Source organism: Pseudomonas sp. PKS (assembly GCF_051913525.1).
Lineage (GTDB): Bacteria > Pseudomonadota > Gammaproteobacteria > Pseudomonadales > Pseudomonadaceae > Aquipseudomonas > Aquipseudomonas guariconensis_D.
Genome location: NZ_JBEGDO010000005.1, coordinates 1 through 25934, shown reverse-complemented (window position 1 = coordinate 25934; position 25934 = coordinate 1). Strand labels below are relative to the sequence as shown.

Genomic DNA, 25934 nt, shown 5'->3' with positions numbered 1-25934 from the left:
GTCAGCGGCCACGGGTCAGTTGCGCGTTGCATGGGTGTTCTCCTTGGGAGGCTCGGTGGCTGGCGGCAAGCTCGGCCACATGGGCCGCGGCGCGCCGGCCGGAAAAGACACAATCGGCCAGGGACAAGCCCGAGACATACAGGTTCGACGCTACGCCCACGGCGCAGCGGCCGGCGCCATACAGCCCGGCGATGGGGGCGCCTTGCTGGTCGAGCACCCGGCCGCTTTGCTCGCACACCCGCAGCCCACCCAAGGTCAGGGTCGGGCAGGGGTAAAGGCGGCTGTCGTAGGACAGGTCCAGGCAGTACCAAGGGCCCTGGCCCAGGTCATGCAGCATCGAGGCGGACTTGCCCAGCGGGTCGGTGGTCTCGCCACGGGCCGCCAGGTTGTAGGTCTCCACGCTGCGGCGCAGGGTGTCGGCGGGCAACCGGCAACGGTCGGCCAACTGCTCCAGCGTGTTGCCACGGCGGCAGTTGAACAGCAGGTTGAGCAGCACCGGCAAGCGCTGGAACGACCACACCTTGCCCGGCCCGACCTGCGCCAGTGCCTGGTTGCGCAAGGTGCGATCGAGGATCAAGAGGGCGCGACCGTCCTGATCTTCGACCATGGCGTGGCCCAGGGTGGCGCCGTAAAGCTCTTCGTTACAGTAGCGCTCGCCTCGGGCGTTGACGATCAGGCCACGCGCCCAGGCCAGCGGTGGATTGATGAAGCGCCAGGCGCTGACTTTGTCCATGCGCCCGAGGCTGGCGCCCACGCTGCGCCCCAGGTCGATGCCGCTGCCGTCACAGCCGCTGCTGCCCAGGGGCAGGCCATCGAGGTAGCGCGGCGCATGCTCGCCCAGCAGCTGACGGTTGAACACGAAGCCGCCGCTGGCCAGCACCACACCGTGGTCGGCACGGACCAGCACGGGCTGGGCATGGCGTTGCTCGAGGCGCTGCATGCGCGCCCGCAGCCTGGCGGACAACGCCGGTACGTACATGTGCACGGCGGCGGCCCAGCGCGCCAGGCGCGCATGGCTGCGCGCCGCGCGGCTGCCGGCGGGCAATTGCCAGGCTTCAACGCCCAGCACCTGGTTGTCACGGTCGATCACCAAGCGTCGCACCTGGCATTGGCTGCGCACCTGCACGCCACGGCGCCGGGCGCTGTCGGCCAGGGCACGGAACAACGCCGAACCGGACATGCCCGAGCCCTTGGTCCGATGCCCGCGCGGTGCGGCGGCGGCATCCACGGCATAGGCCGGCACGGCTTCGTTGCCCGAGTAATAGAGGTAGTAGCGGTCGCTGGGATAGGAGGTCTTGTGCGGGGCCATGCTGCCCTCGAACACCGCGCCCTGGCGCTCCAGCCAGGCCAGTTGCTCCCGGCTGCCTTCGCAGAAGGTGCGCAGGGTCTGTTCGCTGACCGCATCGCCCACTTCCTTGCGCAGGTAGTTGAACATCGCCTCGCTGCTGTCCGGGTAGCCCGCTTGCAACTGCTGGGGCGTACCGCCACCGGCATAGACCACGCCACCGCTCAGGGCCGTGGCGCCGCCGCCGGCGAAGCGCTCCAGGACCAGCACCGAAAGGCCGCGACTGGCGGCCTCGATGGCGGCACTGGCACCGGCGCCGCCGAAGCCGACCACCACCAGGTCGGCGCGCTGCTGCCAGTGCAGTTGCTCGGCGTTGTCGACGCGCAGCGGTGCTGTCACCGCGTGCTTCGCCATGGCCGCGCCTCAGCCGGCACTGGCCGCGAGGGGCGCAGGCTTGGCAGTGGTGGTGTAGTGGCCGTCCAGGTACACCAGCGGCGTGATGGTCGGGGTGGTGTGGATGCGCAGGATGCGACCGATGAACACAGTGTGGGTGCCGTAGGCGAACTGGCCATCCTGGCGGCAGAGGATCGATGACTGGGCGTCGGCCAGGTACGGGATGCCTTCGTCGCTGGTCAGCCACTCACCCTGGCCGAAGCGCGCCTCGCCCTTGATGCTGCCGCTGCACAGGTGCGCCAGGTGCTGCTGCTCCAAGCCCAGGATGTTCACGCAGAAGCTGGCGCCGGCGGCGAGCGCAGCGTGGGGAGACGCGCTCTGGTTGACACAGATCAGCAGCGATGGCGGCTCGGTGCTCAGCGAATCCACCGCAGTCGCGGCCATGGCGAAGCGTTGGCTGCCGTCGCTGGTGCTGATGATGGTCACGGACTTGGCCAGGCGGCGCATGGCCTGGAGCATGTCGGCTTTCAAATTGTTGTTGTCGTTCATCGCACGCCCTCGGGTTGGCTGTCTCAGTGGGATGAATTCTTGCAACGGCGGCAAGGGCCAACATCGTCCGAGGGGACTAGTCAATGCGCACCCCGCATGGTCCGTTTGAGGGATGTCGCGCGCGATTGACCTTGTTGCAATGCCCACGGTGGAGGCCCAACGCCTCTCTCGCACGCTCCGGGGATCGGGGCGACCAGAGGAGAACAACAAGATGAATCAAGACCTCGTACGCCAACAGTTGCGCCAGCGCGCCCGTGAACTGGTGCCGGTGCTGCGTGACCGTGCCGAGCAGGCCGCGCAGATGGGCCGCCTGCCGGAAGAGACCCTCGCCGACTTCCACGAGGCGGGCTTCTTTCGCATTCTCCAACCGGCCCGCTGGCAGGGCCTGGAGCTCGAGCCCAAGGACTTCTTCGAGGTGCAGATGACCCTGGCCGAGGGTTGCATGTCGTCAGCCTGGGTGCTGGGCGTGGTGGCCATCCACAACTGGCAGCTGGCGCTGTTCGATGACCGCGCCGCGCAGGATGTCTGGGGGCAGGACACCTCCGTGCTGATCTCCTCGTCCTACATGCCGGTGGGCAAGGTCCAGCGGGTCGAAGGGGGGTTCCGCCTGAGTGGGCGTTGGGGGTTCTCCTCCGGCAGCAAGCATTGCCAGTGGGTTTTCCTCGGGGCCATGGTGCCGCCGGCAGAGCCGGGCGGCGCGCCGGACTACCGCACCTTCCTGGTGCCGCGCAGCGATTACCAGATCCTCGACAACTGGAACGTGATGGGCCTGGAGGCTACCGGCTCCCATGACGTGCTGGTCGAGGACGCCTTCGTGCCCGAGTACCGCACCCACCGCGCCGTCGATGGCTTCATGCAAGACAGCCCGGGCAATGCGGTCAACACCTCGCCGCTGTACCGCCTGCCGTTCGGCCAGATCTTCGTGCGCGCGGTGTCGTCCTCGGCGATCGGCGCGCTGCAGGGCGCGGTGGATCACTTCATCGCCCACAACAAGGCGCGGGTGGCGGTCAACGATGGCCGCAAGATGCTCCAGGACCCGGCCGCCCAGAGCGCCCTGGCCGACGCCATGGTCTGCGTCGATGAGTGCCGCACCGTGCTGCTGCGCAACTTCGAGGTGATGCTCGACCATGCCCGCGCCGGCACCGCGCTCCAGATGCAGGCGCGGGTGAAGATGCGCTACGACTCGGCCCTGGTGGCCGACCGCTGCGCCAAGGCGGCGGCGCAGCTGATGTTTAACAGCGGTGCGTCGACCATCTTCCGTGGCCACCCGATCAACCGTGCGTTCCGCGACATCCACACCGGTCGCGCCCACGTCGCCAACAGCCCGGCCAAGTACGCCTGGAACCTCGGCGGCGTGAGCATGGGCCAGGACACCACCGACTTTTTCCTCTAAGCCATCGGGCGCTCACCGAAACCGGCTAGTCCGTTTTAGGGATTCGAGCCCACCCGCGATGCCAGAGGATGTGACCAAGGCCGGCGCTGCCGGCCAACGTCAACAGAACAACAAGGAACGCACATGAAATTCTCGCTGATTTACGAAGCCCAGACGATCGATGCCAGCCGCGAGGGTGACCGCAAGATCTTCGATGACACTGTCGAGCAGGCGGTGCTGGCCGACAAGCTGGGCTTCGACACCTTCTGGTGCGTGGAGCACACCGCGCTGACCAACTACTCGCACATGTCCGCGCCGGAAACCATGCTCGCCTTCGTGGCCGGCAAGACCGAGCGCATCGGCATCGGCCACGGCGTGGTGTGCCTGCCGCCGGCGATGAACCACCCGGTCAAGGTGGCCGAGCGCATCGCCACCCTGGACCTGCTGTCCAAGGGCCGCGTGCACTTCGGCGTGGGCAAGGGCGGCACCCAGCAGGAGGCCGGCACCTTCGGCTATGACCTGGCGACTCTGCAGCCGCAGATCGACGAGGCCATGTACCTGATCCCGAAAATGTTCGTGCAGGATGAGATCGAGCACCACGGCGACTTCGTCAAGATCCCCAAGCGCCCGATCCACCCCAAGCCGTACCAGGATCCGCACCCGCCGATGTACCTGGCTTGCACCAACACCGAGTCGCTGAAGAACGCCGGCGGCCGTGGCATGGGCGCGCTGGTGCTGGGCTTCGGTGGGCCTGAGGAAATCGCCAAGAAGGTCGAGGTGTACCACCAGGCCTTCGACAATCGTGAAGAGCGCAACCAGGTCGGTTTCCGCCCGAACCGCCACATCGCCGCGCTGTGCCCGGCCATCGTGTTGGATGACAACGAAACCGCGCGCCGTATCGGTATTCGTGGCCAGCGCTACTTCATGGAGTCGCTGGGCTACTGGTACGGCGGCGGCGAGCGTCCGGATCCGCAGAAGTGGAAAGATGACACCTACGTCGATGGCAATGGCCAGGCGGTGATCAAGTCGCGCTTCGCCTCCGAGGAAGTGAGCGTGGACTTCTCCGACCCGACCATGGCGATGATGAACCCCAACCATGCCTACGGCACCGTCGAGGACTGCATCGGCTACGTGCAACGCCTGATCGATGCCGGCGCCGACGAGATCCTGTTCATCTGCCAGATGGGCACCGTGCCGCAGTGGGCTCAGCTGGAGACCTTGCGCAACATCGGCGAGAAAGTCATCCCGCATTTCCGCAACAAGCAGTAAGCCCATCGGGGGGCTGCAACGCAGCCCCATTTCCGGGATCGCGGGTATGCACCGGCTTTGCCGGTGTTCGCGGGTGAACCCGCTCCCACAGGTTCTGTGCTGCTCATGACACAGCACCGTACCTGTGGGAGCGGGTTTACCCGCGAAGCATTCGCCACGGAGCAAGGCCGTTGCTCCTGGCGGTATCACGCGGCCTCAGGGCCGGTAGTCCTATTGGACGATGCCGCCAACCCCCTGACTGGCTTGAATACGCCAAGTACAAAAACGAGGAGATCGTGCATGGATATCCGTGGCCTGGGTTACGTCACCGTACGTTCCAGCGACCTGGCGCAATGGCGTCACTACGCCAGCCAAGTGCTGGGCATGATGGTGGTCGAGGACGAGAGCGGCGAGCGTCTGTTCCTGAAGATGGACGAGCGCCCCTATCGCATCCTGGTGCAGCACAGCGCCCAGGATGGTTTCGGCGCCTGTGGCTGGGAAGTGGCCGGCCAGGCCGCCTTCGACCAGGCCGTGGCCGAGCTGCACGCCGCCGGCGTGGCGGTGGAGCAGGGCAGCGCTGAGCAAGCCGCGCTGCGCCAGGTCCAGGCGCTGGCGTTGTTCGCCGACCCCGATGGCAATCGCCACGAGCTGTACTGGGGCCCGCGCCAGGACTTCGCCCGCTTCGTCTCCCCGGTGGGCGTGCGCGGTTTCGTCAGCGACGGGCTGGGCATGGGCCATGTGGTCCTGCCGGCACCGACCTTCGACCGCTGCCGCGATTTCTATGAGCAGGTGATGGGCTTTGGCTTGTCGGACCTGATGAAAGTGCGCTTCACCCCGGACCCTGCCGAGCCGGAAAAACGTATCCACTTCATGCACTGCAACAACGGCCGTCACCACTCGCTGGCGATCTTCGAATGCCCGGTGCCCAGCGGCTGCGTGCACATGATGGTCGAGGTCGCGGGCCTGGAGGACGTGGGCCGCGCCCTGGACCGTATGCACGCCAACGGCGTGAAGCTCTCCGCGACCCTGGGCCAGCACACCAACGACCAGATGATCTCCTTCTACATGAAGACCCCGTCCGGTTTCGACCTGGAGTACGGCTGCGACGGCCTGGTGGTCGACTGGAGCCGCCACACCCCGTTCGAAAGCACGGTGGTCAGCCAGTGGGGCCACGACTTCAGCGTCGGCCGCCAATGAGGACAACACCCATGGATAAACAGATGACCACGGCCGAGATGGTCGCCCAGCTGCGCGACGGCATGACCCTCGGCATCGGCGGCTGGGGCCCGCGCCGCAAGCCCATGGCGCTGGTGCGCGAGATCCTGCGCTCGGACCTCAAGGACCTGACCATCGTCGGCTACGGCGGTGCCGACGTCGGCCTGCTGTGCGCCGCCGGCAAGGTAAAGAAACTGGTGTTCGCCTTCGTCTCCCTCGACTTCATCCCGCTCGAGCCGTACTTCCGCAAGGCGCGTCAGGAAGGTGCCATCGACGTGATGGAAATCGACGAAGGCATGCTGCTGCTGGGGCTGCGCGCCGCCGCCATGAATGTGCCGTTCATCCCCACCGCGGTGGGCCTGGGCACCGACGTGCTGCGCCACAACCCCGACATCAAGCTGATCGCCTCGCCCTACGCCGATGGCCGTGACTGGGTCGCGATGCCCGCGCTCAAGCTCGACGCCGCCCTGGTGCACGTGGATCGCGCCGATGCGCGCGGTGTGTGCCAGATCGCCGGCCCCGACCACTACATGGATGACCTGTTCGTGCGGGCCGCGGCGCGCACCTACGTCACCTGTGACGAACTGGTCGACAGTGCGTGGTTCCACGCGGAGCCGGCGCGTGCGCATCAGGTGTTCTGGGAGCGCAACCTGACCACCGCCGTGGCCCATGTGCCCGGTGGCGCGCACCCCTCGTCCTGCGCGCCGCTGTATGGCTTCGACGTGCCGCACTTCAAGGCCTACGTCGCCTCGGCGCAGAGCGAAGAGGGCTGGCAGGCCTATGTCGATCAGTACGTGGCCTGTTCCCACTCCCAGTACCTGGAGCGTTGCGGGGGCCTTGAGGCCATCTGTCGACTGCCCCTGCCGGTTTTCTAAGCGAGGAACGCCATGACCACTGCAAGCACCTACAGCCTCGCCGAACTGATGATCTGCGCCGCCGCCCAAGCCTGGCGCGACGACGGCGAAGTCCTGGCCACCGGCATCGGCGTGATCCCGCGCCTGGCGGCCTCCCTGAGCATGCTCGACAACAACCCGCAACTGATGATGACCGACTCGGAGGCCTATATGGTCGCCGAGCCCGTGCCGGTCGGTGCACGCAATGGCTACGCGCCCAAACGTGACAGCTGGATGGGTTTCTCGCGCATCTTCGACAACGTCTGGAGCGGCAAGCGCCACGCCATGATCGGCCCGATCCAGGTCGACCGCTTCGGCCAGGCCAACATCTCCTGCATCGGCGGCGACTACCACAAGCCCAAGGCGCAGATGCTGGGCGTGCGTGGCCTGCCGGGCAACTCCATCAGCCATGCCAACTCGTTCTACGTGCCCAGCCACAACCGCCGGGTGTTCGTCGAGGGCGAGTGCGACGTGGTCGCCTCGGTGGGTTACAACCCCGAGCGCCTGGCCCGTGGCTGGTCGCTGGATGACATCGACATCCGCCTGATCGTCACTGACCTGTGCGTGCTCGACTTCCTTGGGCCCCAGCACCAGGTGCGCGTGCGCTCGCTGCATCCGGGTGTGAGCCTGGACGAGGTGCGCGACAACACAGGCTTTGCCCTGCATGTGCCTGAGCACTGCCCGGTGACCACCGCGCCGACCGAGGCGCAGTTGCAGCTGATCCAGCGACTGGACCCGCACAACCTGCGCGCCAGCCAGCTCAAGGACAACCCACCGGGCCAGCGCCCAGCGCGCTGACAGCCCGTTCCAGCCAACCGCCTTGCCGGAGTGCAGTAATGAGCGAGCAAAACAATAAAGAGGCCGATGAGGTGGTGCTGTACGAAGTGCGGGACGGGGTAGCCCTGGTCACCATGAACCGCCCCGAGTACCACAACGCCCAGAACTCGCGGATGACCTATGCCCTGGATGCGGCCTTCGCCCGTGCGTGCGCCGATGACGAGGTCAAGGTCATCGTCCTGCGCGGGGCTGGCAAGCATTTCTCCGCCGGGCACGACATCGGCACGCCAGGGCGTGACGTAAACCAGAGTTTCGAGCGCGTGAGCCTGTGGTACGACCACGTCGACAAGCCTGGGGGCGAGTTCCTCTATGCCCGCGAGCAGGAGGTGTACCTGGGCATGTGCCGGCGCTGGCGCGACATGCCCAAGCCGACCATCGCCATGGTCCAGGGCGCCTGCATCGCCGGCGGCCTGATGCTGGCCTGGGTGTGCGATTTGATCGTGGCCAGCGACGATGCCTACTTCCGTGACCCGGTGGTGCGCATGGGGATCCCGGGGGTGGAGTACTTCGCCCACGTGCATGAGCTCAATCCGCGTATCGCCAAGGAGTTCCTCTTCCTCGGGGCGCCGATGCCGGCGGCCCGTGCCTACCAGATGGGCATGCTCAACCGCGTGGTGCCGCGTGAACAGCTGGAGCAGGAAACCCTGGCCATGGCCGGGCAGATCGCCCAGATGCCACGTCTGGGCCTGCAGTTGAGCAAACAGGCGGTGAACAACGCCGAAGACCTGATGGGCAAGCGCTCGACCATGGACATGGTGTTCGGCCTGCACCACTTCGCCCACGCTCACAACGAGTTGGTGTCCGGCGATCGCCTGGGCGGCTACGACGCCAAGGCCATGGCCAGCTCCCAGCGCGAACCGGGGAGGGCGTGAGCATGGCCGTGTCGCTCGATACCCGCCTGACCGCCTTGCTCGGCTGCCGTTACCCGATCATCCAGACCGCCATGGGCTGGGTCGCCGACCCGCGCCTGGTGGCCGCCACCTGCAACGCCGGGGGCTTCGGCTTTTTGGCCGGGGCGACCATCGAGCCGCGCCAGATGGAAGCGGCGATCCTCGAAACCAAGCGCCTGACCGACCGCCCGTTCGGGGTCAACTTCCACATGTACCAGGCCAACGCCGAAGAGATCGTGGAGCTGGTGGTGCGCCACCAGGTGCGCGCGGTCAGCTACAGCCGCTCGCCCGGTAAACAGATGATCGCCCGGCTCAAGGACGCCGGGGTGGTCTGCATGCCCACCGTGGGCGCGCTGAAGCACGCGCAGAAGGCCGTGGAAATGGGCGCTGACGTGGTGACCGTGCAGGGCGGCGAGGGCGGTGGCCACACCGGTGCGGTGCCCACCGCCATGCTGCTGGGCCAGGTGCTCGACGCGGTGCAGGTGCCGGTGGTGGCCGCAGGTGGCTTCAAGGATGGCCGCGGGTTGGTGTCGGCCCTGGCCCAGGGCGCCGATGGCATTGCCATGGGCACGCGGTTTCTGATGACCGCCGACAGTCCGGTGCCCCAGGCCACCCTGGCGCGCTACCTGGCGGTCAAGGACCCGGCGGCGGTGATCGTCAGCCGGGCCATCGATGGCTTGCCGCAACGCATGATCCGCAACGAGCTGCTCGATGAGCTGGAAACCAGCAGCGGCCTGCGCCGCTGGCTGCTGGCCGTGCGCAGTGGCCTGGCCTACCGCCGTCACACCGGCCTGGGCCTGGGGCAGTTGCTGGGCAGCGCCCTGAAGATGCGCCGCGACGGCGGCCTGACCGCCGCCCAGAGCCTGATGGCGGCCAACGCGCCGATGGTCATCCAGAAAGCCATGGTCGAAGGCCTGCCTGCCGAAGGCGTGCTGCCGGCCGGGCAAGTGGCCGCAGGCATCGACAGCCTGCCGGGCTGCGCCGAATTGATAGAGCAGATCGTCCAGGACGCCGAGCAGCGCCTGGGCGCGCTGTGCCGCCGAATTTCGTGAGGGGGACTCCCAATGCAACCATTCAACGTGAGCATTGATAACGGCATTGCCGAGATGGTCTTCAACCATCCCCCGGTCAATGCCTTCAACAGCCAGGGCTGGGCCGACATCGCCAGCACCCTGCAGGCGCTGGGCGAGGACGCGCAGGTCAGGGCCATCGTCATCCGCGCCGAAGGCCGTGGCTTCTGCGCCGGGGTCGATATCAAGGAGCTGGCCGCCGACGGCAACCTGATCGTCGCGGTCAACAAGGGCAACTACGACACCTTCAAGGCCGTGCACCGCAACAAGGTGCCGGTGATCGTCGCCGTGCACGGGTTCGTCCTGGGCGGTGGCATCGGCATCTGCGGCGCTGCCGACATCGTCGTCGCGTCCGACTGCGCGCGCTTTGGCGTGCCCGAGGTGGACCGTGGCGCCATGGGCGGCGGTGCCCACCTGCAGCGGCTGTTCCCGGTGCAGAAGGTGCGCCACATGTACTTTACCGGCGAGATGATCGACGCCGCCCAGGCCTACCGCCTGGGCGCGCTGGAGCGGGTGGTGCCGCGCGAGCAGTTGCGCGAGACCGCGTTGGGTATCGCCGCATCCATCGCGGCCAAGAGCCCGGCGATGATCCGCCTGGCCAAGGAAGCGCTCAACGGCATCGAGGACGGCAACCTGGAAGACAAGTACCGCTGGGAGCAGGGCTTCACCCTCGAGGCCTACCGCACCCAGGATTCCCAGGAAGCCCGCGACTCGTTCGTCGAGAAGCGCAACGCGAACTTTAACGGTTGAGGGCAGACCATGGACCTTACCTACACCCCTGCCCAGCAGGCCTTTCGCGCCGAAGTGCGGGCCTGGCTCCAGGCCAATGTGCCGAGCCAACCGCTGCCTTCGTTCGATACCGAGGAAGGCTTTGCCGCCCACCGCGCCTGGGAAGCGCGCCTGAACGAAGGCCGCTGGGGCATGGTCACCTGGCCCACCCGCCTGGGCGGGCGCGGTTGCGACCTGATCGAGTGGCTGATCTTCGAAGAAGAGTACTACCGGGCCGGTGCACCGGCGCGGGTCAACCAGAACGGCATCTTCCTGCTCGGCCCGACCCTCATGGAGTACGGCACCGAGGCGCAGAAGGCGCGCTTCCTGCCACGCATGGCCACCGGCCAGGACATCTGGGCCCAGGGCTGGTCGGAGCCGGGCGCAGGCTCGGACATGGCGGCGATCCGCTCACGCGCCGAGCGTGATGGCGACCACTATGTGATCAACGGCCAGAAGACCTGGTCGACCCGCGCGGTGTGGGCCGACTGGGTGTTCGGCATCTTCCGCACCGACCCCGGCTCCCAGCGTCACCACGGCCTGACCTTCATCCTGGTGCCGCTGAACAGCCCTGGCATCACTGTGCGGCCGATCCCGCAGCTCAACGGCTTGCCGGGCTTTGCCGAGATCTTCTTCGACGACGTGCGCGTGCCGGTGGAGAACGTGCTGGGTGGCGAGGGCATGGGCTGGCACGTGGCGATGTCCACGGCGGGCTTCGAGCGTGGGCTGATGCTGCGCTCGCCGGCGCGCTTCCAGGAAACCGCCCGGCGCCTGGTGCAGCTGTACCAGGCCAACCGCGAAAGCGCCGACCGGGACCCGGCCATCGGCGAGGCGGTGATGCGCGCCTGGCTGGATGCCGAGGCCTACACCCAGTCCACCTACATGACCGCCTCGCAGCTGGTCAAAGGCGGGCGCATCGGGCCGGAGTCCTCGACCAACAAGATCTTCTGGTCCGAGCTGGACCTGCGCATGCACGAAACGGCCATGAGCATCCTGGGCCTGCGCGGCGAACTGCTGCCCGACGCCCCGGCGGCCGGTGATGTCGGCCAGTGGCTGGACGGCTTCCTGTTCGCCCAGGCCGGGCCCATCTACGCCGGCACCAACGAGATCCAGCGCAACATCATTGCCGAACGCATGCTCGGCATGCCGCGTGCCTGAGGAGCAGACCATGGACTTTAGTTTCAACAGCGACCAGTTGCTCTTCCAGGACAACGTACGCAGTTTCTTTATCAACGAAGTGACGCCCGAGCGCATCCGCGAGCTGTGGCAGAGCGACAGCGGCCGTTGCGACCGGCTCTGGGGGCAACTGGTGGAGTTGGGCCTGACTGCCTTGACCGTGCCGGAGCAGTACGGCGGCATGGGCCTGGGTGCCCTGGACTTCGTCCTGCTGGCCCAGGAATGTGGCTATGCGGGCCTGCCCGAGCCGCTGGTGGAGACCATGCTGGTGGCGGTGCCGCTGCTGGCCGAACTGGGTGCGGCGCACGAGGGCCTGAAGGCGGACTGGCTGGGACGCGTGGCCGAGGGCCAGGCGCGCCTGGCGGTGAGCGAGCCGGGCAACCCGCTGGTCAGCGACGCCCACGTGGCCGACCTGCTGCTGCTCAGCCACGGCGATGAGCTGCACGCCGTGCCACGCGAAGACGTCGAGCTGGTGCGCAACCTGTCGGTGGACCCGAGCCGCCAGCTGTACCAGGTGCTGTGGACCCCGGGCGCGGCCACCTGCGTGGCCCGTGGCGAGGAAGCCGCGCGGTTGCTGGCGCGCGCCTTCGAGCGCGGCGCGCTGGGCTGCGCGGCGCAATTGCTGGGCCTGGCCAAGCGCATGGTGGACCTGGCCGTGGACTACAGCTTCGAGCGCAAGCAGTTCGGCAAGCCGATCGGCTCGTTCCAGGCGGTCAAGCATCTGATGGCCAATGTTGCGGTGCGCATCGAGTTCGCCAAGGGCCCGCTGTACCGCGCCGCCCATGCGCTGGCCCATGACGAGGCCGAGCTCGCGCTGGCGGTGTCCCACGCGCGCCTGGCGACCTCGGAGGCGGCGCTGCTGGCCGCCCGCAACGCCATCCAGACCCATGGCGCCATGGGGTACACCTGGGAGGTCGACCTGCAGCTGTTCATGAAGCGCGCCTGGGCTTTGGACAAGGCCTGGGGCGACCATGCCCTGCACAAGGCGCGGATCCGCCAGGCGCTGTTCGACTCACGCCGGGCCATAGGGGCCGGCACCACGTTCATGTCGGCGGAGGTAGAAGATGCCTGAAGCTTATATCGTCGATGCCCTGCGCACGCCCACCGGGCGGCGCAAAGGTGGCTTGGCCCATATCCACGCGGCCGATCTGGGTGGCCACGTGCTGCGCGCCCTGGTCGAGCGCAATTCGATCCCCGATGAAGACTATGACGACGTGATCTTCGGCTGCGTCGACACCATCGGACCGTTGGCCGGCGACATTGCCCGCACCGCATGGCTGGCGGCCGGCCTCAGCGACGCGGTGCCCGGCACCACCGTCGACCGCCAGTGCGGCTCTTCGCAGCAGGCCCTGCATTTCGCCGCCCAGGCGGTGATGAGCGGCACCCAGGACGTGGTGGTCGCAGGTGGCGTGCAGACCATGACCCAGATCCCGATTTCCTCGGCCATGACCGCCGCCGAGCCGTTGGGCTTCACCAATCCGTTCACCGGTTCCGAAGGCTGGGTGCGCCGCTACGGCTCGACCCCGCCGACCCAGTTCCGCTCCGCGCAGATGATCGCCGAGCACTGGCAGCTCAGCCGCCAGGCGCTGGAGGCCTATTCGCTGGAGTCCCATCGCCGGGCGCTGCGGGCCATCGAGCAGGGCTACTTCACCCGTGAGATCGTGCCCCTGGCCGGGGTCGAACATGACGAAACCCCACGTCACACCAGCCTGGACAAGATGGCCGAGCTGGACATCCTGTTTGGCTGCGACCGCGTCACCGCGGGCGTCTCCAGCCAGACCTGCGACGCGGCCAGCGCGCTGCTGGTGGTCTCGGAAGCAGCGCTCAAGCGCTACAACCTCACGCCACGGGCGCGCATCCACCACATGAGCGTGCGTGCCGCCGACCCGGTGTGGATGCTCACCGCGCCCATCCCGGCCACCGCCTATGCGCTCAAGCGCGCCGGTATGCGCCTGGAGGACATCGACCGGGTGGAGATCAATGAAGCCTTCGCCTCGGTGGCCATGGCCTGGATCAACGAGACCGGCTACCCCCACGCCCAGACCAACGTCAACGGCGGCGCCATCGCGCTGGGCCATCCACTGGGCGCCACCGGCACCCGGATGATGTGCAGCCTGCTCCATGAGCTGGAGCGCAGCGGCGGGCGTTATGGCCTGCAGACCATGTGCGAAGGCGGCGGTCAGGCCAACGTCACCATCATCGAGCGCCTGTAAGCGCAGGAGAGTCCCCATGAGCAGTTGCAACAACCGAGTCGTGGTCATCACCGGCGCAGGCGGCGGCCTGGGCCGTGCCTATGCCCTGGCCTTCGCGGCCGAGGGCGCCAAGGTGGTGGTCAATGACATCAACCGCGACGCAGCCGAAGCGGTGGTCGCGCAGATCCGCGAGCAGGATGGCCAGGCCATCGCCAACAGCAACGACATCACGCATTACGAAGACGCAGGCGGCATCGTCGCCGCCGCGCTGGAGGCCTTCGGCGGCCTCGACGTGGTGGTGAACAACGCCGGCATCTGCCGCGACCGCATGTTCGCCAGCCTCACCGAGGCGGACTGGGACGCGGTGGTGGCGGTGCACCTGAAGGGGCACTTCTGCCTGTCCAGCCATGCCGTACGCCACTGGCGCGAGCAGGCCAAAAATGGCGTCAAGGTCGATGCGCGCATCATCAACACCAGCTCCGGCGCGGGCCTGCAGGGCTCGATCGGGCAGTCCAACTACGCCGCAGCCAAAGGCGGTATCGCTTCCTTGACGCTGGTTCAGGCGGCGGAGCTGGCGCGTTATGGCATCACCGTCAATGCCCTGGCTCCGGCGGCCCGCACTGGCATGACCGAGGGGGTGTTCGGCGAGGTGATGAAAAAGCCCGAAGCAGGTTTTGATTACTTCGCCCCGGAGAACGTCGCGCCGGTGGTGGTGTGGCTGGGCTCGCGCGAATCCGCTGGCGTCACCGGGCAGATGTTCGAGGTCGAAGGCGGCAAATTGTCCATCGCCGACGGCTGGCGGCGCGGGCCGCAGGTCGACAACCAAGGCCGCTGGGCCGTGGCCCAGGTGGGCGCGGCGGTCGGTGAGCTGCTGGAGCGCGCCGTGCCGGCACAGAAAGTCTACGGCAGCTGATTCGAGGTTTTTTCGCCATTAGGGCGGGGCCGCGCCACATGCCAGGGTGGTGCGGTTTTTTTTTGCCTGCACACAATCTATGCGTGGTCCTTTCGCTGGCGCGGGCTTGTCTTGTGATAACCGGCGGAGCCGATTTACCCGCGAAGCAGACACCACCGCGCCTAGTCCAATTGGCCGATTCGACCGCCAGCGCATCTGGCCACACTCGCAGGCACCTGGGCCAGACGAGTAGAAGACGCCGCGATGGACTTTGCATTGAGCGACGAACAGGAAATGATCCGCGCATCGGCCGAGGGCTTCCTTGCCGATGTGTCCGACTGTGCCGCCGTGCGCGCGGCCATGGTCAGCGAAACCGGTTATGACACCGACCTCTGGCAGCGCCTGTGCAGCGAGATGTACTGGCCTGCGATTCATATCCCCGAAGCCTACGGCGGTTTGGGCCTGGGCTTCGTCGAGTTGACCATCCTCCTGGAACAGATGGGCCGGCGCCTGTTGTGCTCGCCGTTCTTCGCCACCGCCTGCCTGGCCACGCCAGCCCTGTTGCTGGCGGGCAGCGAGGCGCAGAAGCAGCGTTGGCTGCCGGCCATCGCCGAAGGCCGTGTGCGCGGCACCGCAGCCTGGGGCGATGGGGGCGGTTGGTCCACCGAAGGTATTGGCGTGACGGCAACGCCCGAAGGCGAGGGCTACGTGCTGGACGGCGAATACGCCCAGGTGATCGACGGCCACAGCGCCGATCTGCTGGTGGTCGCCGCGCGTCTGGCCGGCAGCACGGGCGAGGCGGGCGTCAGCCTGTTCCTGGTCGAGGCCGGGCAGGCGGGTCTGGAGCGTCAGTGGCAGCCGACCATGGACCAGACCCGGCGTTTGGGCCGCGTGCGCCTCACACGTCTGTACGTAGGCCCGGACGCGGTGCTCGGCGAGGCCGGTGCGGCCTGGCCACAACTGCAGGACATGCTGCGCCTGGCCTGCGTGGGCCTGGCCGCCGAACAGGTCGGCGGTGCCCAACAGGCGTTGGACCTGAGCGTGGCCTACTTGCAGGAGCGCCAGCAGTTCGGCCGCCCCTTGGCCAGCTTCCAGGCCCTCAAGCACCGGGCCGCCGACATGATGTTGCAGGTCGAATGCGCGCGCTCGGCCAGCTATTACGCCGCCTGCGTCGCCCAGGAGGCGCTGGACCCCGCCGGTGACGACCAGGTGGCCGCAGAGCTGCCACAGGCCGCCTCCCTGGCCAAGTCCCAGTGCTCCCAGGCGTACTTCCACTGCGCTGCCGAGTCGATCCAGTTGCATGGCGGCGTGGGCTTTACCTGGGAATACGACCCGCATCTGTATTTCAAGCGTGCCCGGGCCAGCGAGAGCTACCTCGGCGCACCGGCCTGGCATCTGCAGCAGATCGCCAGCGTGATTATCGGGGAGCAGCCATGAAGATCCGTTTCAGTGAGCAGGACGAGCGCTTTCGCCAGGAGGTCGCCCAATGGATGGCTGCCCACTTGCAGGGCGAGTTCGAAGCCCTGCGTTTTCGCGGCGGCCCGGGGGATGAACACATGTTCCCCGAGGCGCGCAAAGCCTGGGAGCGCAAGCTCGCCGAGGGCGGCTGGACCTGCGTGGGCTGGGCGCCGGAGCATGGTGGGCGAGGGCTGTCGATCAGTCAGCAGGTGATTTTCCACGAAGAATACGCCCGCGCCGGAGGGCCCGGCCGTATGGGGCACATCGGCGAGGGCCTGGCCGGGCCGACCATCGCGGCGTTTGGCAGCGACGAACAGAAGCGGCGTTTTTTGCCGGGCATTGTCCAAGGCACCACGTTCTGGTGCCAGGGGTATTCGGAGCCTGGGGCAGGTTCGGACCTGGCCGCGGTGAAGACCCGCGCCGCCCAAGACGCCAACGGCGACTGGCTGATCAACGGGCAGAAGGTCTGGACATCGCTGGCCCACGAATCGGACTGGTGCTTCGTGCTGGCCCGCACCGAGCCGGGCAGCGTCGGCCACCATGGCTTGTCGTTCTTGCTGGTGCCGATGGACCAGCCGGGCATCAGCGTGCGGCCGATCGAGCAGATGACCGGCACCTCGGAGTTCAACGAGGTGTTCTTCGACGACGCCCGCACCGAGGCGTCGAACATCGTCGGTGAGCCGGGCGAGGGCTGGAAGATCGCCATGGCGCTGCTGGGCTTCGAGCGGGGCGTGTCCACCCTGGGCCAGCAGATGCAGTTCCAGAACGAGCTCGACGAAATCATCGCCATTGCCCGTACCAACGGCGCCGATCGTGACCCGCACCTGCGCCAGCGCCTGGCCGAGGCGTGGTGTGGCCTACGCATCCTGCGCTACAACTCGCTGCGCATGCTCTCCGGGCCTCAAGACGGCACGCTGCGCCGCGAGGCGACCATCTACAAGCTGGGCTGGTCGAGCTGGCACGCCAGCCTCGGCAAGCTGGCCATGGACGTGCTCGGCCCCCAGGCCGAGTTGCTCGAGGCCGCGCCGTACCAGCTCAACCGCCTGCAATCGCTGTATCTGTTCAGCCGCGCCGACACCCTCTACGGCGGCAGCAACGAGATCCAGCGCAACATCATCGCCGAACGCGCCCTGGGTATGCCCCGGGAACCGCGTCCGCGTCCCTGATCGAGGAGTCTTCGCATGCCCGTTCCACACTATGTACCCGGCCACGGCCTGCTGCGCGGCAAGTCGGTGCTGATCACCGCCGCCGCCGGTTCCGGCATCGGTTTTTCCGCCGCCTTGCGCGCGGCCGAGGAGGGCTGCCGGGCCATGATGATCAGCGACATCCACGAAGGCCGGCTCAATGAAGCGGTCACGCGCATCCGCGAGGCCACCGGCCTTGCCCAGGTGCATGGGCACCTGTGCAACGTCACCGACGAAGTTCAGGTGCGAGCCCTGGTCGAGGCCGCCGAGGATACCTTGGGCGGCGTCGATGTGCTGATCAACAACGCAGGCCTGGGTGGGTCGCGGGCACTGGTGGAGATGCCTGACGAAGAATGGAACCGGGTGCTCGATGTGACCCTCACCGGCACCATGCGCATGACCCGCGCCATGCTGCCGTACATGATGGCGCGTGGCGCCGGCGTCATCGTCAACAACGCCTCGGTGCTCGGCTGGCGCGCGCAGAAGCAACAGGCCCACTACGCCGCGGCCAAGGCCGGGGTCATGGCCCTGACCCGCTGCGCGGCGGTGGAAGCTGCCGAGCATGGCATCCGCATCAACGCGGTGAGCCCGAGCATCGCCATGCACGATTTTCTCGCCCGATCCGCGCCCCAGGCGGTGCTCGACCAGCTGGCGGCCAACGAGGCCTTTGGCCGCGCCGCTGAGGTGTGGGAAGTGGCCAATGTGATGATGTTCCTGGCCAGCGACTACAGCTCGTACATGACCGGCGAAGTGCTGTCGGTCTCCAGCCAGAGGGCCTGAGCATGGCGCGTATCTTCCGCACGCCCGAGGCGTTGCACGAAGCGGTGGGCCAGGAGCTGGGCAAAAGCGACTGGTTGCGCATCGACCAGGCGCGCATCGACCTGTTCGCCGAGGCCAGTGGCGACCACCAATGGATCCACGTCGACCCTGAACGTGCGGCCCAGGGGCCGTTCGGCGCCTGCATCGCCCACGGCTACCTGAGCCTGTCGCTGGTCAACCTGTTCTTGCCGCAGATCATCGAGGTCCAGGGTATCGCCATGGGCGTCAACTATGGTTGTGAACGTGTGCGTTTTCCGTCGGTGGTGCGCGTGGGGTCGCGGGTGCGCGGCAGCGCCCTGTTGGTTTCGACCGAAGCGGTCGGTAGCGGGGTGCAGGCGGTGATCCGCGTCAGCGTCGAGATCGAAGGCCAGGAGCGTCCTGGCTGTGTGGTCGACACCATCAGCCGTTACTACCCGGCATGAGTCATCCAAGGAGTCCAGCATGAACGAAGCAGTGATCGTTTCCACGGCGCGTACGCCCATCGGCAAGGCCTTTCGCGGCGCCTTCAACGACACCGAGGCCCCGACCCTGGGTGGCCACGTGGTAGCCGAAGCGGTACGCCGCGCAGGCATCGCGCCGGACGAGGTGGACGATGTGATCATCGGCGCCGCCGCCCAGCAGGGCACCCAGGCCTACAACCTTGGCCGCCTGTGCGCGACGGCCGCCGGGCTGCCGGTGCAGGTGTCCGGCATGGCGGTGGAGCGCCAGTGCGCCTCGGGCCTGATGAGCATCGCCATCGCCGCCAAGGGCATCCTCTGCAACGAGCTCGACATCGCCGTGGCCGGTGGCCTGGAGTCGATCTCCCTGGTGCAGAATAAGCACAAGAACCTCTACCGCTGGCAGTCCACCCTGGTGCGTGAACGCGACCCGCGAGCCTACATCCCGATGCTCGAGACCGGCGAAATCGTCGCCCAGCGCTACGGCATCACCCGCGAAGAACAGGATGCCTACAGCCTGCAGAGCCAACTGCGCACCGCCAGCGCGCAACAGGCCGGGCGCTTCGACCTGGAACTGGCGCCGTTGACCACCCAGAAACTGATCGTCGACAAAGCCAGCGGCGAGAGCCGTCATGAAGCGGTGACCCTGCTGCAGGACGAGTGCAACCGTCCCGACACCACCGCCGCCAGCCTGGCGGCCCTGGAGCCGGTGTGGGGGGGCGGGCAGTGGACCGAGGCCGGGCGTTTCATCACCGCTGGCAACGCCTCGCAGCTGTCGGACGGTGCCTCGGCGTCGGTGCTGATGAGCGCGCGTCTGGCCGAGCAGCGTGGCTTGCAGCCGCTGGGGATCTATCGCGGGCTGGCGGTGGCCGGTTGCGAGGCCGACGAGATGGGCATCGGGCCGGTGTACGCGATCCCCAAGCTGCTCAAGCGCCATGGCCTGAAGGTCGATGACATCGGCCTGTGGGAGCTCAACGAAGCGTTCGCCTGCCAGGTGCTGTACTGCCGCGACACGCTGGGCATCGACAACGACCGCCTCAACGTCAACGGCGGTGCGATTGCCATTGGCCACCCGTTCGGTATGTCCGGGGCGCGGATGGTGGGGCATGCGCTGATCGAGGGTAAGCGCTGGGGCGTTCGCTATGTGGTGGTGAGCATGTGCATCGGCGGTGGTATGGGCGCTGCTGCGCTGTTCGAGGTGGCTTGAGATGGCCTTGCCGACGCCAGAGCAGGTGCAGGCGCGCATGCAGCGTTACGTCGAGCTGGTGGACGCCGGGGACATCGACGGCATTCTGGCACTGTACGCCGAGGATGCCACGGTCGAGGACCCGGTGGGCCAGCCGCCGCTGCGCGGCATTGGTGCAGTCAGTGAGTTCTACCGGCAGGGGTTGGGGCAGATGAATGTGTCCGCAGCCCTCACCGGACCTGTGCGCGCCACGCATAACGGCTGCGGCGCCGTGCCGTTTCGGGTGGACCTCACCTGGGAGGGGCGCGAGTGCTCGCTGCAGGTGATCGATGTGATGGAGTTCGATGAGCACGGCCTGATCCGCAGCATGAAGGCCTTCTGGAGCGAAGTGAACCTCCAGCCGCGCTGAGAAAGATGGCACCGGCTACGCCGGTGTTCGCGGGTGAATCGGAGCGCCGAACCGCCGCTCCCACAGGTTCACCGCCGCCCTCAGGGGGCGTGCTGTGCCTGTGGGCCTGGGTGCAACGGGGCTGCTTTGCAGCCCATTCGCGGCACAAGGCGCCCCCTTGCTCAGGTCATGTCATGCCCGGCCGCCAACGCGCGGCGCAGGTCGTAATCGGCATTCTGGGTGCGGCCGCTTTCGTAATAGGCCTTGAGGTTTTCGCCAATCTCCCGCACGACCTTGTCGAACGCTCGGCGCAACAACCATTCGGCTACGCGTCCGCCGCGCAGTTGGTAATGCAGGGCAGTGCTGATGCGGCACTGAGCGCCTGCGTCTTCGAGGCTGTAATGGAAACTCGCCTGGCGAAACGGGAAGGGCGCTCCACCTTCGGCTTTGTGCAGCGCCAACACGAAGCCGCTGCCATCCTCCCAATGCACCACGCTCTCATCCAGCCACTGGCCGCCTTTGCGAAACACGCGGCGGCTGGTGCCCAGGCCTTCGCGTGGGCCTGGGTGGAAGCGGCAGCCGGTCAGCCCCGGCACGTAGTGCGGGGCCTGGGTGAGGTCACGCAGCTTGGTCCAGGCGTCGCTGTGGGGCATCGCCAGGGCCACGCTGTGGTGGGCGATCTGGGACATGGGTTGGGCTCCTTTACCGGTCACTGGCTTTTCGCCGCATCGAGGAAGGCCGGGCGTTCGCCGCCGCCGTGCACCATCAGGTCGGCGCCGCTGACATAGCGGGCGAGCGGCGAGGCCAGGTACAGGCAGGTGTCGCCGATGTCGTCCGGCTCGGCCAGACGCCCGAGTGGCACGGTGGCGGCTACCTGGGCCTGCTGCTGGGCGTCACCATAATGCAGTTCGGCCTGTTCGGTCAGGATCAACCCGGCCGTGACCGCATTGACCCGCACCTTGGGCGCCCACTCCACCGCCAGCGAGCGGGTCAGGTTGAGCAAGCCGGCCTTGGCTGCGCCGTAGGCGGCGGTGCCCGGCGAGGGGCGGGTGGCACTGACGCTGCAGATGTTGATGATGGCGCCGCCTTCGGCCTGCTCCTGCATCACCCGGTTGGCCAGCTGGCACAGGTTCAGCGGGGCCAGCAGGTTGAGCCGCACGATGGACTCGGAAAACCGCGGCGAGGCCGTGGCCGCTTCGGCGAACGGCGCACCGCCGGCGTTGTTGACCAGCACATCAAGGCGGCCGAAGAACTTGAGCACGTTACCGATCAATTGCTCGAGCTGCTCCAGGTCACGCACGTCGCACTGCATGAACACCGCCTGCTTGCCGCCGCCGCTTGGCAGCCGCTCCGGTGCCTGGCGGCCGCAGATCACCACGTTGGCACCGCACTCCAGGAAGCGGCGGGTGATACCGCGGCCCACGCCCTTGGCACCACCGGTGACCAGAACCACTTTGCCGCGAAAATCCAATGGGTCGTGCATGGGAAAGCCTTGTCTTGTCTGTCGGAAGGATGCCCCGATGCTAGGCAGCCATTGCCCGAGGGCCAACGTCCAAAGGGACTAGGGGCGGGGCTTGTAGTCTTGTTGGACGATGCCGTGTGCCCTGGCCGCTCTGAATAATCCCGGAACAACAACAAGCCGGGAGGTTTCCCCATGGGCGCAGCAGCGCAAGGGCACAAGGTCAGGTTGGCGGATGGCCTGCAACTGCACTATCAGGACGTCGGCACGGGCGAGGCGGTGGTGTTCATCCATGGCAGCGGTCCGGGCGCCAGCGGCCACAGCAACTTCAAGCGCAACTACCCGCAATTCGCCGCTGCAGGCTACCGCGCCATCGTGCCGGACCTGCCGGGCTACGGCGCCTCGGACAAACCGCAAACCGCCTACACCCTGGACTTCTTCGTCGAGGCGTTGCTGGGGCTGCTCGATGCGCTGGACATCCAGCGCTGCACCCTGGTCGGCAACTCCCTGGGCGGCGCCATCGCCATTGCCATCGCCCTGCGCCAGCCGCAGCGGGTGGCGCGCCTGGTGCTGATGGCCCCCGGCGGGTTGATGGACAAGGCCCAGTACTACCTACAGATGGAAGGCATCCAGCGCATGGCTGCGGCCTTTGCCAGTGGCGAGCTGCGCGACGCTGCCGGCATGAAGCGCCTGCTGGGCCTGCAACTGTTCGACCCCTCGCTGATCGACGATGACACCGTCGCCGAGCGGGTCGCGGTGGTCGCCGAGCAGCCGCCGTGCGTGCTCTCGACCATGGAGGTGCCGAACATGGCCGAACAGCTGCCGCAGCTGGCCTGCCCGATCCTCGGCTTCTGGGGCATGAACGACAAGTTCTGCCCGGTGTCCGGGGCCAACACCCTGATGCAGGCCTGCCAGCGCATCCGCTTCGTGCTGCTGAGCGAGTGTGGCCATTGGGTGATGGTCGAGCACCGTGAGCTGTTCAACCGCGAATGCCTGGCGTTCCTCGCGGAGGGCCGAGTATGAGCCTTGAACTGCGCCGCCAGCACGGCGACGAACTCTACCAGGCCCTGTGCGACGGCCAGACCCTGGCCCCGCTGACCGAGCGCTGGCCCCAGATCAGCATCGAAGACGCCTACCACATCTCCCTGCACTGCATCGAACGCCGCGTGGCGGCGGGCGATCGCATCGTCGGCAAGAAGATCGGCGTCACCTCGGCCGCTGTGCAGCGCATGCTCGATGTGCACCAGCCGGACTTCGGCTTCATCACCCGCGGCATGGCCTTCGACAATGGCGCCGACATCTCGCTTGCCGGGAACCGCTTGATCCAGCCGCGCGCCGAGGGCGAGATCGCCTTCGTGCTCAAGCACGACCTGGTTGGCCCCGGGGTCACCGAGGCCGATGTGCTGGCCGCCACCGACTACGTCACGCCGTGCTTCGAGATCGTCGACTCACGCATCCATGACTGGCGCATCCGCATCCAGGACACCGTGGCCGACAACGCCTCGTGCGGCGTATTCGTGCTCGGCCAGGAACGCGTCGACCCGCGCGAACTCGACCTGCCGGCGCTGCACATGCGCGTGTTCAAGAACGGCGAGCTGCTGAGCGAGGGCCTGGGCTCGGCGGTGCAGGGCAACCCGTTGACCGCGGTCGCCTGGCTGGCCAACACCCTCGGCGCTTTCGGCATCCCCTTCAAGGCGGGCGAGGTGATCCTCTCCGGCTCGCTGGTGCCGCTGGAGCCGGTGCGGGCAGGCGACCGCTTTTCCCTGACCATCGACGGCCTGGGCAGTGCCCAGGTGTCCTTCCGAGCCTGATCGAGGAGCAAGGCCCATGAGCCAGAAACTAAAAGCGGCCATTATCGGCCCGGGAAACATCGGCACCGACCTGCTGATGAAAATGTGCCGCTCCGAATGGATCGAGCCGGTATGGATGGTGGGGGTGGACCCAGAGTCCGAAGGCCTCAAACGGGCCCGGGCGATGGGCGTGAAGACCACCGCCGACGGCCTCGACGGCCTGCTGCCCCATGTGCTGGACGATGACATCCGCATCGCCTTCGACGCCACCTCGGCCTACGTGCATGCTCACAACAGCCGCAAGCTCAACGAGCTGGGCGTGATCATGGTTGACCTGACCCCGGCGGCCATCGGCCCGTTCTGCGTGCCGCCGGTCAACCTCAAGGAACACGCGGCCAAGCTCGCGATGAACGTCAACATGGTCACCTGCGGCGGCCAGGCGACCATCCCGATGGTGGCGGCGGTGTCGCGGGTGCAGCCAGTGGCCTACGGCGAGATCGTCGCCACCGTGTCGTCCAGCTCCGTGGGCCCCGGTACCCGCCAGAACATCGACGAGTTCACCCGCACCACCGCAGGCGCGGTGGAAAGTATCGGTGGCGCCCGTCGCGGCAAGGCGATCATCGTCATCAACCCGGCCGAGCCGCCGCTGATGATGCGCGACACCATCCACTGCCTGACCGACGACACCCCCGACCAGGACGCTATCCGCGCGTCGGTGCTGAGCATGGTCGAAGAGGTCCAGCGTTACGTGCCCGGCTACAAGTTGGTCAACGGCCCGGTGTTCGACGGCAACAAGGTGTCGATCTTCATCGAGGTGGAAGGCCTGGGGGATTTTCTGCCCAAGTCGGCCGGCAACCTGGACATCATGACCGCTGCCGGCCTGCGCACCGCCGAGATGTTCGCCGAAGAAGCCCACAAGGGCACCCTGCAATTGCCAGCCCGCTGAGGAGAGGTGGTGATGAACCTTCAAGGTAAGAACGTGCTGTTGCACGACATGAGCCTGCGTGACGGCATGCATGCCAAGCGCCACCAGATCAGCCTCAAGCAGATGGTCGATGTGGCCACCGGCCTGGACGCCGCGGGCGTTCCGTTGATCGAGATCACCCATGGCGATGGCCTGGGTGGGTCGTCCCTGAACTATGGCTTCCCGGCGCACAGCGACGAGGAGTACTTCAGCGCGGTGATCCCCAAGCTCAAGCAGGCCAAGGTCTCGGCCTTGCTGCTGCCGGGTATCGGCACCCTGGATCACCTGAAGATGGCCCATGAGCACGGCGTCTCGACCATCCGCGTGGCCACCCACTGCACCGAGGCGGACGTCTCCGGCCAGCACATCGGCATGGCGGCGAAGATGGGCCTGGACACCGTGGGCTTTCTGATGATGGCGCACATGGTCAGCGCCGAGAAGCTGCTGGAGCAGGCGCGCCTGATGCAAAGCTACGGTGCCAACTGCATCTACTGCACCGACTCGGCCGGCTACATGCTGCCCGATGAAGTCAGCGAGAAGATCGGCGTATTGCGCCAAGGGCTCGAGGCGAAAACCGAGGTGGGCTTCCACGGCCACCACAACCTGGGCATGGCGATTGCCAACTCCCTGGCGGCGATCGACGCCGGTGCGGTACGCATCGACGGCTCCGTGGCCGGCCTGGGTGCCGGCGCCGGCAACACCCCGCTGGAAGTGTTCGTCGCCGTACTCGAACGCATGGGCGTGAACAGCGGCGTGGACCTGTACCGCATCATGGACGTGGCCGAAGACCTCGTGGTACCGATGATGGACCAGCCCATCCGCCTGGACCGAGACGCCCTGACCCTCGGTTACGCCGGTGTGTACAGCTCCTTCCTGCTGTTCGCCAAGCGCGCCGAACTCAAGTACGGCATCCCCGCCCGCGACCTGCTGGTAGAGCTAGGCCGCCGCGGCACCGTGGGAGGACAAGAAGACATGATCGAAGACCTCGCCCTGACCCTCTCCCGCGCCCGCAACCTGCTGCCAACCTGAAACCACAAAGGGCTGCTTTGCAGCCCATCGCAGCTGCGCCAACATCCACAAGCATTTGCGCCGACCGTCAGGTCGGCGCCTGAGCGCCGAACCGCCGCTCCCACAGTCTCCAGCGCAGACCAGAACAAATAATCAGCTTGTTTGCCGTTGCCGTTGCCGTTGCCGTTGCTTTTGATGCGCGATGGTTCAGCCACCACCGATCGCGACCTCAGAAGGCCGAGAGGAGGTGTCTGGAGGGGCAGGCGCGCAGCGCCCTTCGGCGTAGCCGAAGTTGCGAGATGGAGGCTGGCGTAGCCAGCCGGAGGCCGCGAAGCCCCGTAAGACACCGCAGCGAGGGGACCCGGTGCGAAGCGCCGGGCCGGATGTGGGAGCCAGCGGCTTTTGCTGGGCCTGTCCCATGACAACGGACGCCAAGAAGCGATACTTACATCGCTATCCTG

The 25934-nt window shown here is 67.1% G+C and carries 26 protein-coding genes; 22 read left to right on the top strand and 4 right to left on the bottom strand.

The window, feature by feature from the left end:
• Position 1 precedes the first annotated feature (1 nt).
• Positions 2 to 1699, bottom strand: coding sequence for an FAD-binding protein (locus tag ABOA88_RS07090; RefSeq protein WP_367851707.1), 1698 nt, complete (start codon positions 1697 to 1699; stop codon positions 2 to 4).
• Between the two features lie 9 nt (positions 1700 to 1708).
• Positions 1709 to 2227, bottom strand: coding sequence for a flavin reductase family protein (locus ABOA88_RS07085; protein ID WP_196163506.1), 519 nt, complete (start codon positions 2225 to 2227; stop codon positions 1709 to 1711).
• Positions 2228 to 2438: 211 nt separating this feature from the next.
• Between ABOA88_RS07085 and ABOA88_RS07080 the strand changes: the two genes are divergently transcribed.
• The 18 genes from ABOA88_RS07080 (at position 2439) to ABOA88_RS06995 (ending at position 20273) form a co-directional block, all read left to right on the top strand.
• Entirely contained in the window at positions 2439 to 3620 is a 1182-nt protein-coding gene (locus ABOA88_RS07080; protein ID WP_367851706.1) for an acyl-CoA dehydrogenase family protein, read from the top strand.
• A gap of 123 nt (positions 3621 to 3743) precedes the next feature.
• The gene (locus ABOA88_RS07075) at positions 3744 to 4868 is read left to right on the top strand and encodes an LLM class flavin-dependent oxidoreductase (protein WP_196170488.1); all 1125 of its coding nucleotides are present in this window, start codon (positions 3744 to 3746) and stop codon (positions 4866 to 4868) included.
• Positions 4869 to 5147: 279 nt separating this feature from the next.
• Positions 5148 to 6044, top strand: a complete 897-nt coding sequence (locus ABOA88_RS07070; protein WP_196170487.1) for a VOC family protein — start codon at positions 5148 to 5150, stop codon at positions 6042 to 6044.
• A gap of 11 nt (positions 6045 to 6055) precedes the next feature.
• The gene (locus tag ABOA88_RS07065; protein ID WP_367851705.1) at positions 6056 to 6937 is read left to right on the top strand and encodes a CoA transferase subunit A; all 882 of its coding nucleotides are present in this window, start codon (positions 6056 to 6058) and stop codon (positions 6935 to 6937) included.
• Positions 6938 to 6949: 12 nt separating this feature from the next.
• The gene (locus tag ABOA88_RS07060) at positions 6950 to 7753 is read left to right on the top strand and encodes a CoA-transferase subunit beta (RefSeq protein WP_196170485.1); all 804 of its coding nucleotides are present in this window, start codon (positions 6950 to 6952) and stop codon (positions 7751 to 7753) included.
• Positions 7754 to 7791: 38 nt separating this feature from the next.
• Entirely contained in the window at positions 7792 to 8664 is an 873-nt protein-coding gene (locus tag ABOA88_RS07055) for an enoyl-CoA hydratase (RefSeq protein ID WP_196170484.1), read from the top strand.
• Between the two features lie 2 nt (positions 8665 to 8666).
• Positions 8667 to 9734: an NAD(P)H-dependent flavin oxidoreductase gene (locus ABOA88_RS07050; protein ID WP_196170483.1), complete on the top strand. Its 1068-nt coding sequence runs from the start codon at positions 8667 to 8669 to the stop codon at positions 9732 to 9734.
• Positions 9735 to 9746: 12 nt separating this feature from the next.
• The gene (locus ABOA88_RS07045) at positions 9747 to 10502 is read left to right on the top strand and encodes an enoyl-CoA hydratase family protein (RefSeq protein ID WP_367851704.1); all 756 of its coding nucleotides are present in this window, start codon (positions 9747 to 9749) and stop codon (positions 10500 to 10502) included.
• 9 nt (positions 10503 to 10511) lie between these two features.
• Entirely contained in the window at positions 10512 to 11678 is a 1167-nt protein-coding gene (locus ABOA88_RS07040; protein WP_367851703.1) for an acyl-CoA dehydrogenase family protein, read from the top strand.
• A 10-nt stretch (positions 11679 to 11688) separates the two neighbouring features.
• Positions 11689 to 12768 carry an acyl-CoA dehydrogenase family protein gene (locus tag ABOA88_RS07035; RefSeq protein WP_367851702.1) on the top strand — a complete coding sequence of 360 codons (1080 nt, stop codon included), beginning with the start codon at positions 11689 to 11691 and terminating at the stop codon, positions 12766 to 12768.
• A complete protein-coding gene (locus ABOA88_RS07030) occupies positions 12761 to 13909 on the top strand; it encodes an acetyl-CoA C-acetyltransferase (RefSeq protein WP_196170479.1) in 1149 nt (382 codons plus the stop codon). The genes ABOA88_RS07035 and ABOA88_RS07030 overlap by 8 nt, the downstream gene beginning before the upstream one ends.
• A gap of 16 nt (positions 13910 to 13925) precedes the next feature.
• Entirely contained in the window at positions 13926 to 14801 is an 876-nt protein-coding gene (locus ABOA88_RS07025; RefSeq protein ID WP_196170478.1) for an SDR family oxidoreductase, read from the top strand.
• 243 nt (positions 14802 to 15044) lie between these two features.
• Positions 15045 to 16217: an acyl-CoA dehydrogenase family protein gene (locus ABOA88_RS07020; protein WP_367851700.1), complete on the top strand. Its 1173-nt coding sequence runs from the start codon at positions 15045 to 15047 to the stop codon at positions 16215 to 16217.
• Complete coding sequence (locus ABOA88_RS07015) at positions 16214 to 17404, top strand: acyl-CoA dehydrogenase family protein (protein WP_367851699.1); 1191 nt, start codon at positions 16214 to 16216, stop codon at positions 17402 to 17404. Before ABOA88_RS07020 ends, ABOA88_RS07015 begins: the two co-directional genes overlap by 4 nt.
• A 15-nt stretch (positions 17405 to 17419) precedes the next feature.
• Positions 17420 to 18202: an SDR family oxidoreductase gene (locus ABOA88_RS07010; protein WP_367851698.1), complete on the top strand. Its 783-nt coding sequence runs from the start codon at positions 17420 to 17422 to the stop codon at positions 18200 to 18202.
• A 2-nt stretch (positions 18203 to 18204) separates the two neighbouring features.
• Positions 18205 to 18663: a MaoC family dehydratase gene (locus tag ABOA88_RS07005; RefSeq protein ID WP_043214675.1), complete on the top strand. Its 459-nt coding sequence runs from the start codon at positions 18205 to 18207 to the stop codon at positions 18661 to 18663.
• A 19-nt stretch (positions 18664 to 18682) separates the two neighbouring features.
• Positions 18683 to 19885: an acetyl-CoA C-acyltransferase gene (locus tag ABOA88_RS07000; RefSeq protein WP_367851697.1), complete on the top strand. Its 1203-nt coding sequence runs from the start codon at positions 18683 to 18685 to the stop codon at positions 19883 to 19885.
• Position 19886: 1 nt separating this feature from the next.
• Positions 19887 to 20273 (top strand): steroid Delta-isomerase, encoded by a 387-nt coding sequence (locus tag ABOA88_RS06995; protein WP_230387964.1) that lies wholly within the window; start codon positions 19887 to 19889, stop codon positions 20271 to 20273.
• Between the two features lie 161 nt (positions 20274 to 20434).
• On the opposite strand, the gene ABOA88_RS06990 is transcribed toward ABOA88_RS06995, so the two are convergent.
• Together ABOA88_RS06990 and ABOA88_RS06985 are read right to left on the bottom strand one after the other, a co-directional pair.
• Positions 20435 to 20941: an SRPBCC family protein gene (locus ABOA88_RS06990; protein WP_367851696.1), complete on the bottom strand. Its 507-nt coding sequence runs from the start codon at positions 20939 to 20941 to the stop codon at positions 20435 to 20437.
• 20 nt (positions 20942 to 20961) lie between these two features.
• The gene (locus tag ABOA88_RS06985; protein WP_367851695.1) at positions 20962 to 21735 is read right to left on the bottom strand and encodes an SDR family oxidoreductase; all 774 of its coding nucleotides are present in this window, start codon (positions 21733 to 21735) and stop codon (positions 20962 to 20964) included.
• 171 nt (positions 21736 to 21906) lie between these two features.
• On the opposite strand from ABOA88_RS06985, the gene ABOA88_RS06980 reads away from it, so the two are divergent.
• Genes ABOA88_RS06980 through dmpG form a run of 4 tightly spaced genes read left to right on the top strand, consistent with a single transcriptional unit; the run spans position 21907 to position 25494 of the window.
• Positions 21907 to 22734 (top strand): alpha/beta fold hydrolase, encoded by an 828-nt coding sequence (locus ABOA88_RS06980; RefSeq protein WP_367851694.1) that lies wholly within the window; start codon positions 21907 to 21909, stop codon positions 22732 to 22734.
• Positions 22731 to 23522: a fumarylacetoacetate hydrolase family protein gene (locus ABOA88_RS06975; protein WP_196170471.1), complete on the top strand. Its 792-nt coding sequence runs from the start codon at positions 22731 to 22733 to the stop codon at positions 23520 to 23522. The genes ABOA88_RS06980 and ABOA88_RS06975 overlap by 4 nt, the downstream gene beginning before the upstream one ends.
• Positions 23523 to 23538: 16 nt before the next feature.
• Positions 23539 to 24447 (top strand): acetaldehyde dehydrogenase (acetylating), encoded by a 909-nt coding sequence (locus tag ABOA88_RS06970; RefSeq protein WP_196170470.1) that lies wholly within the window; start codon positions 23539 to 23541, stop codon positions 24445 to 24447.
• Between the two features lie 12 nt (positions 24448 to 24459).
• Positions 24460 to 25494 carry a 4-hydroxy-2-oxovalerate aldolase gene (gene dmpG, locus ABOA88_RS06965; protein WP_367851693.1) on the top strand — a complete coding sequence of 345 codons (1035 nt, stop codon included), beginning with the start codon at positions 24460 to 24462 and terminating at the stop codon, positions 25492 to 25494.
• Positions 25495 to 25934: the final 440 nt, after the last annotated feature.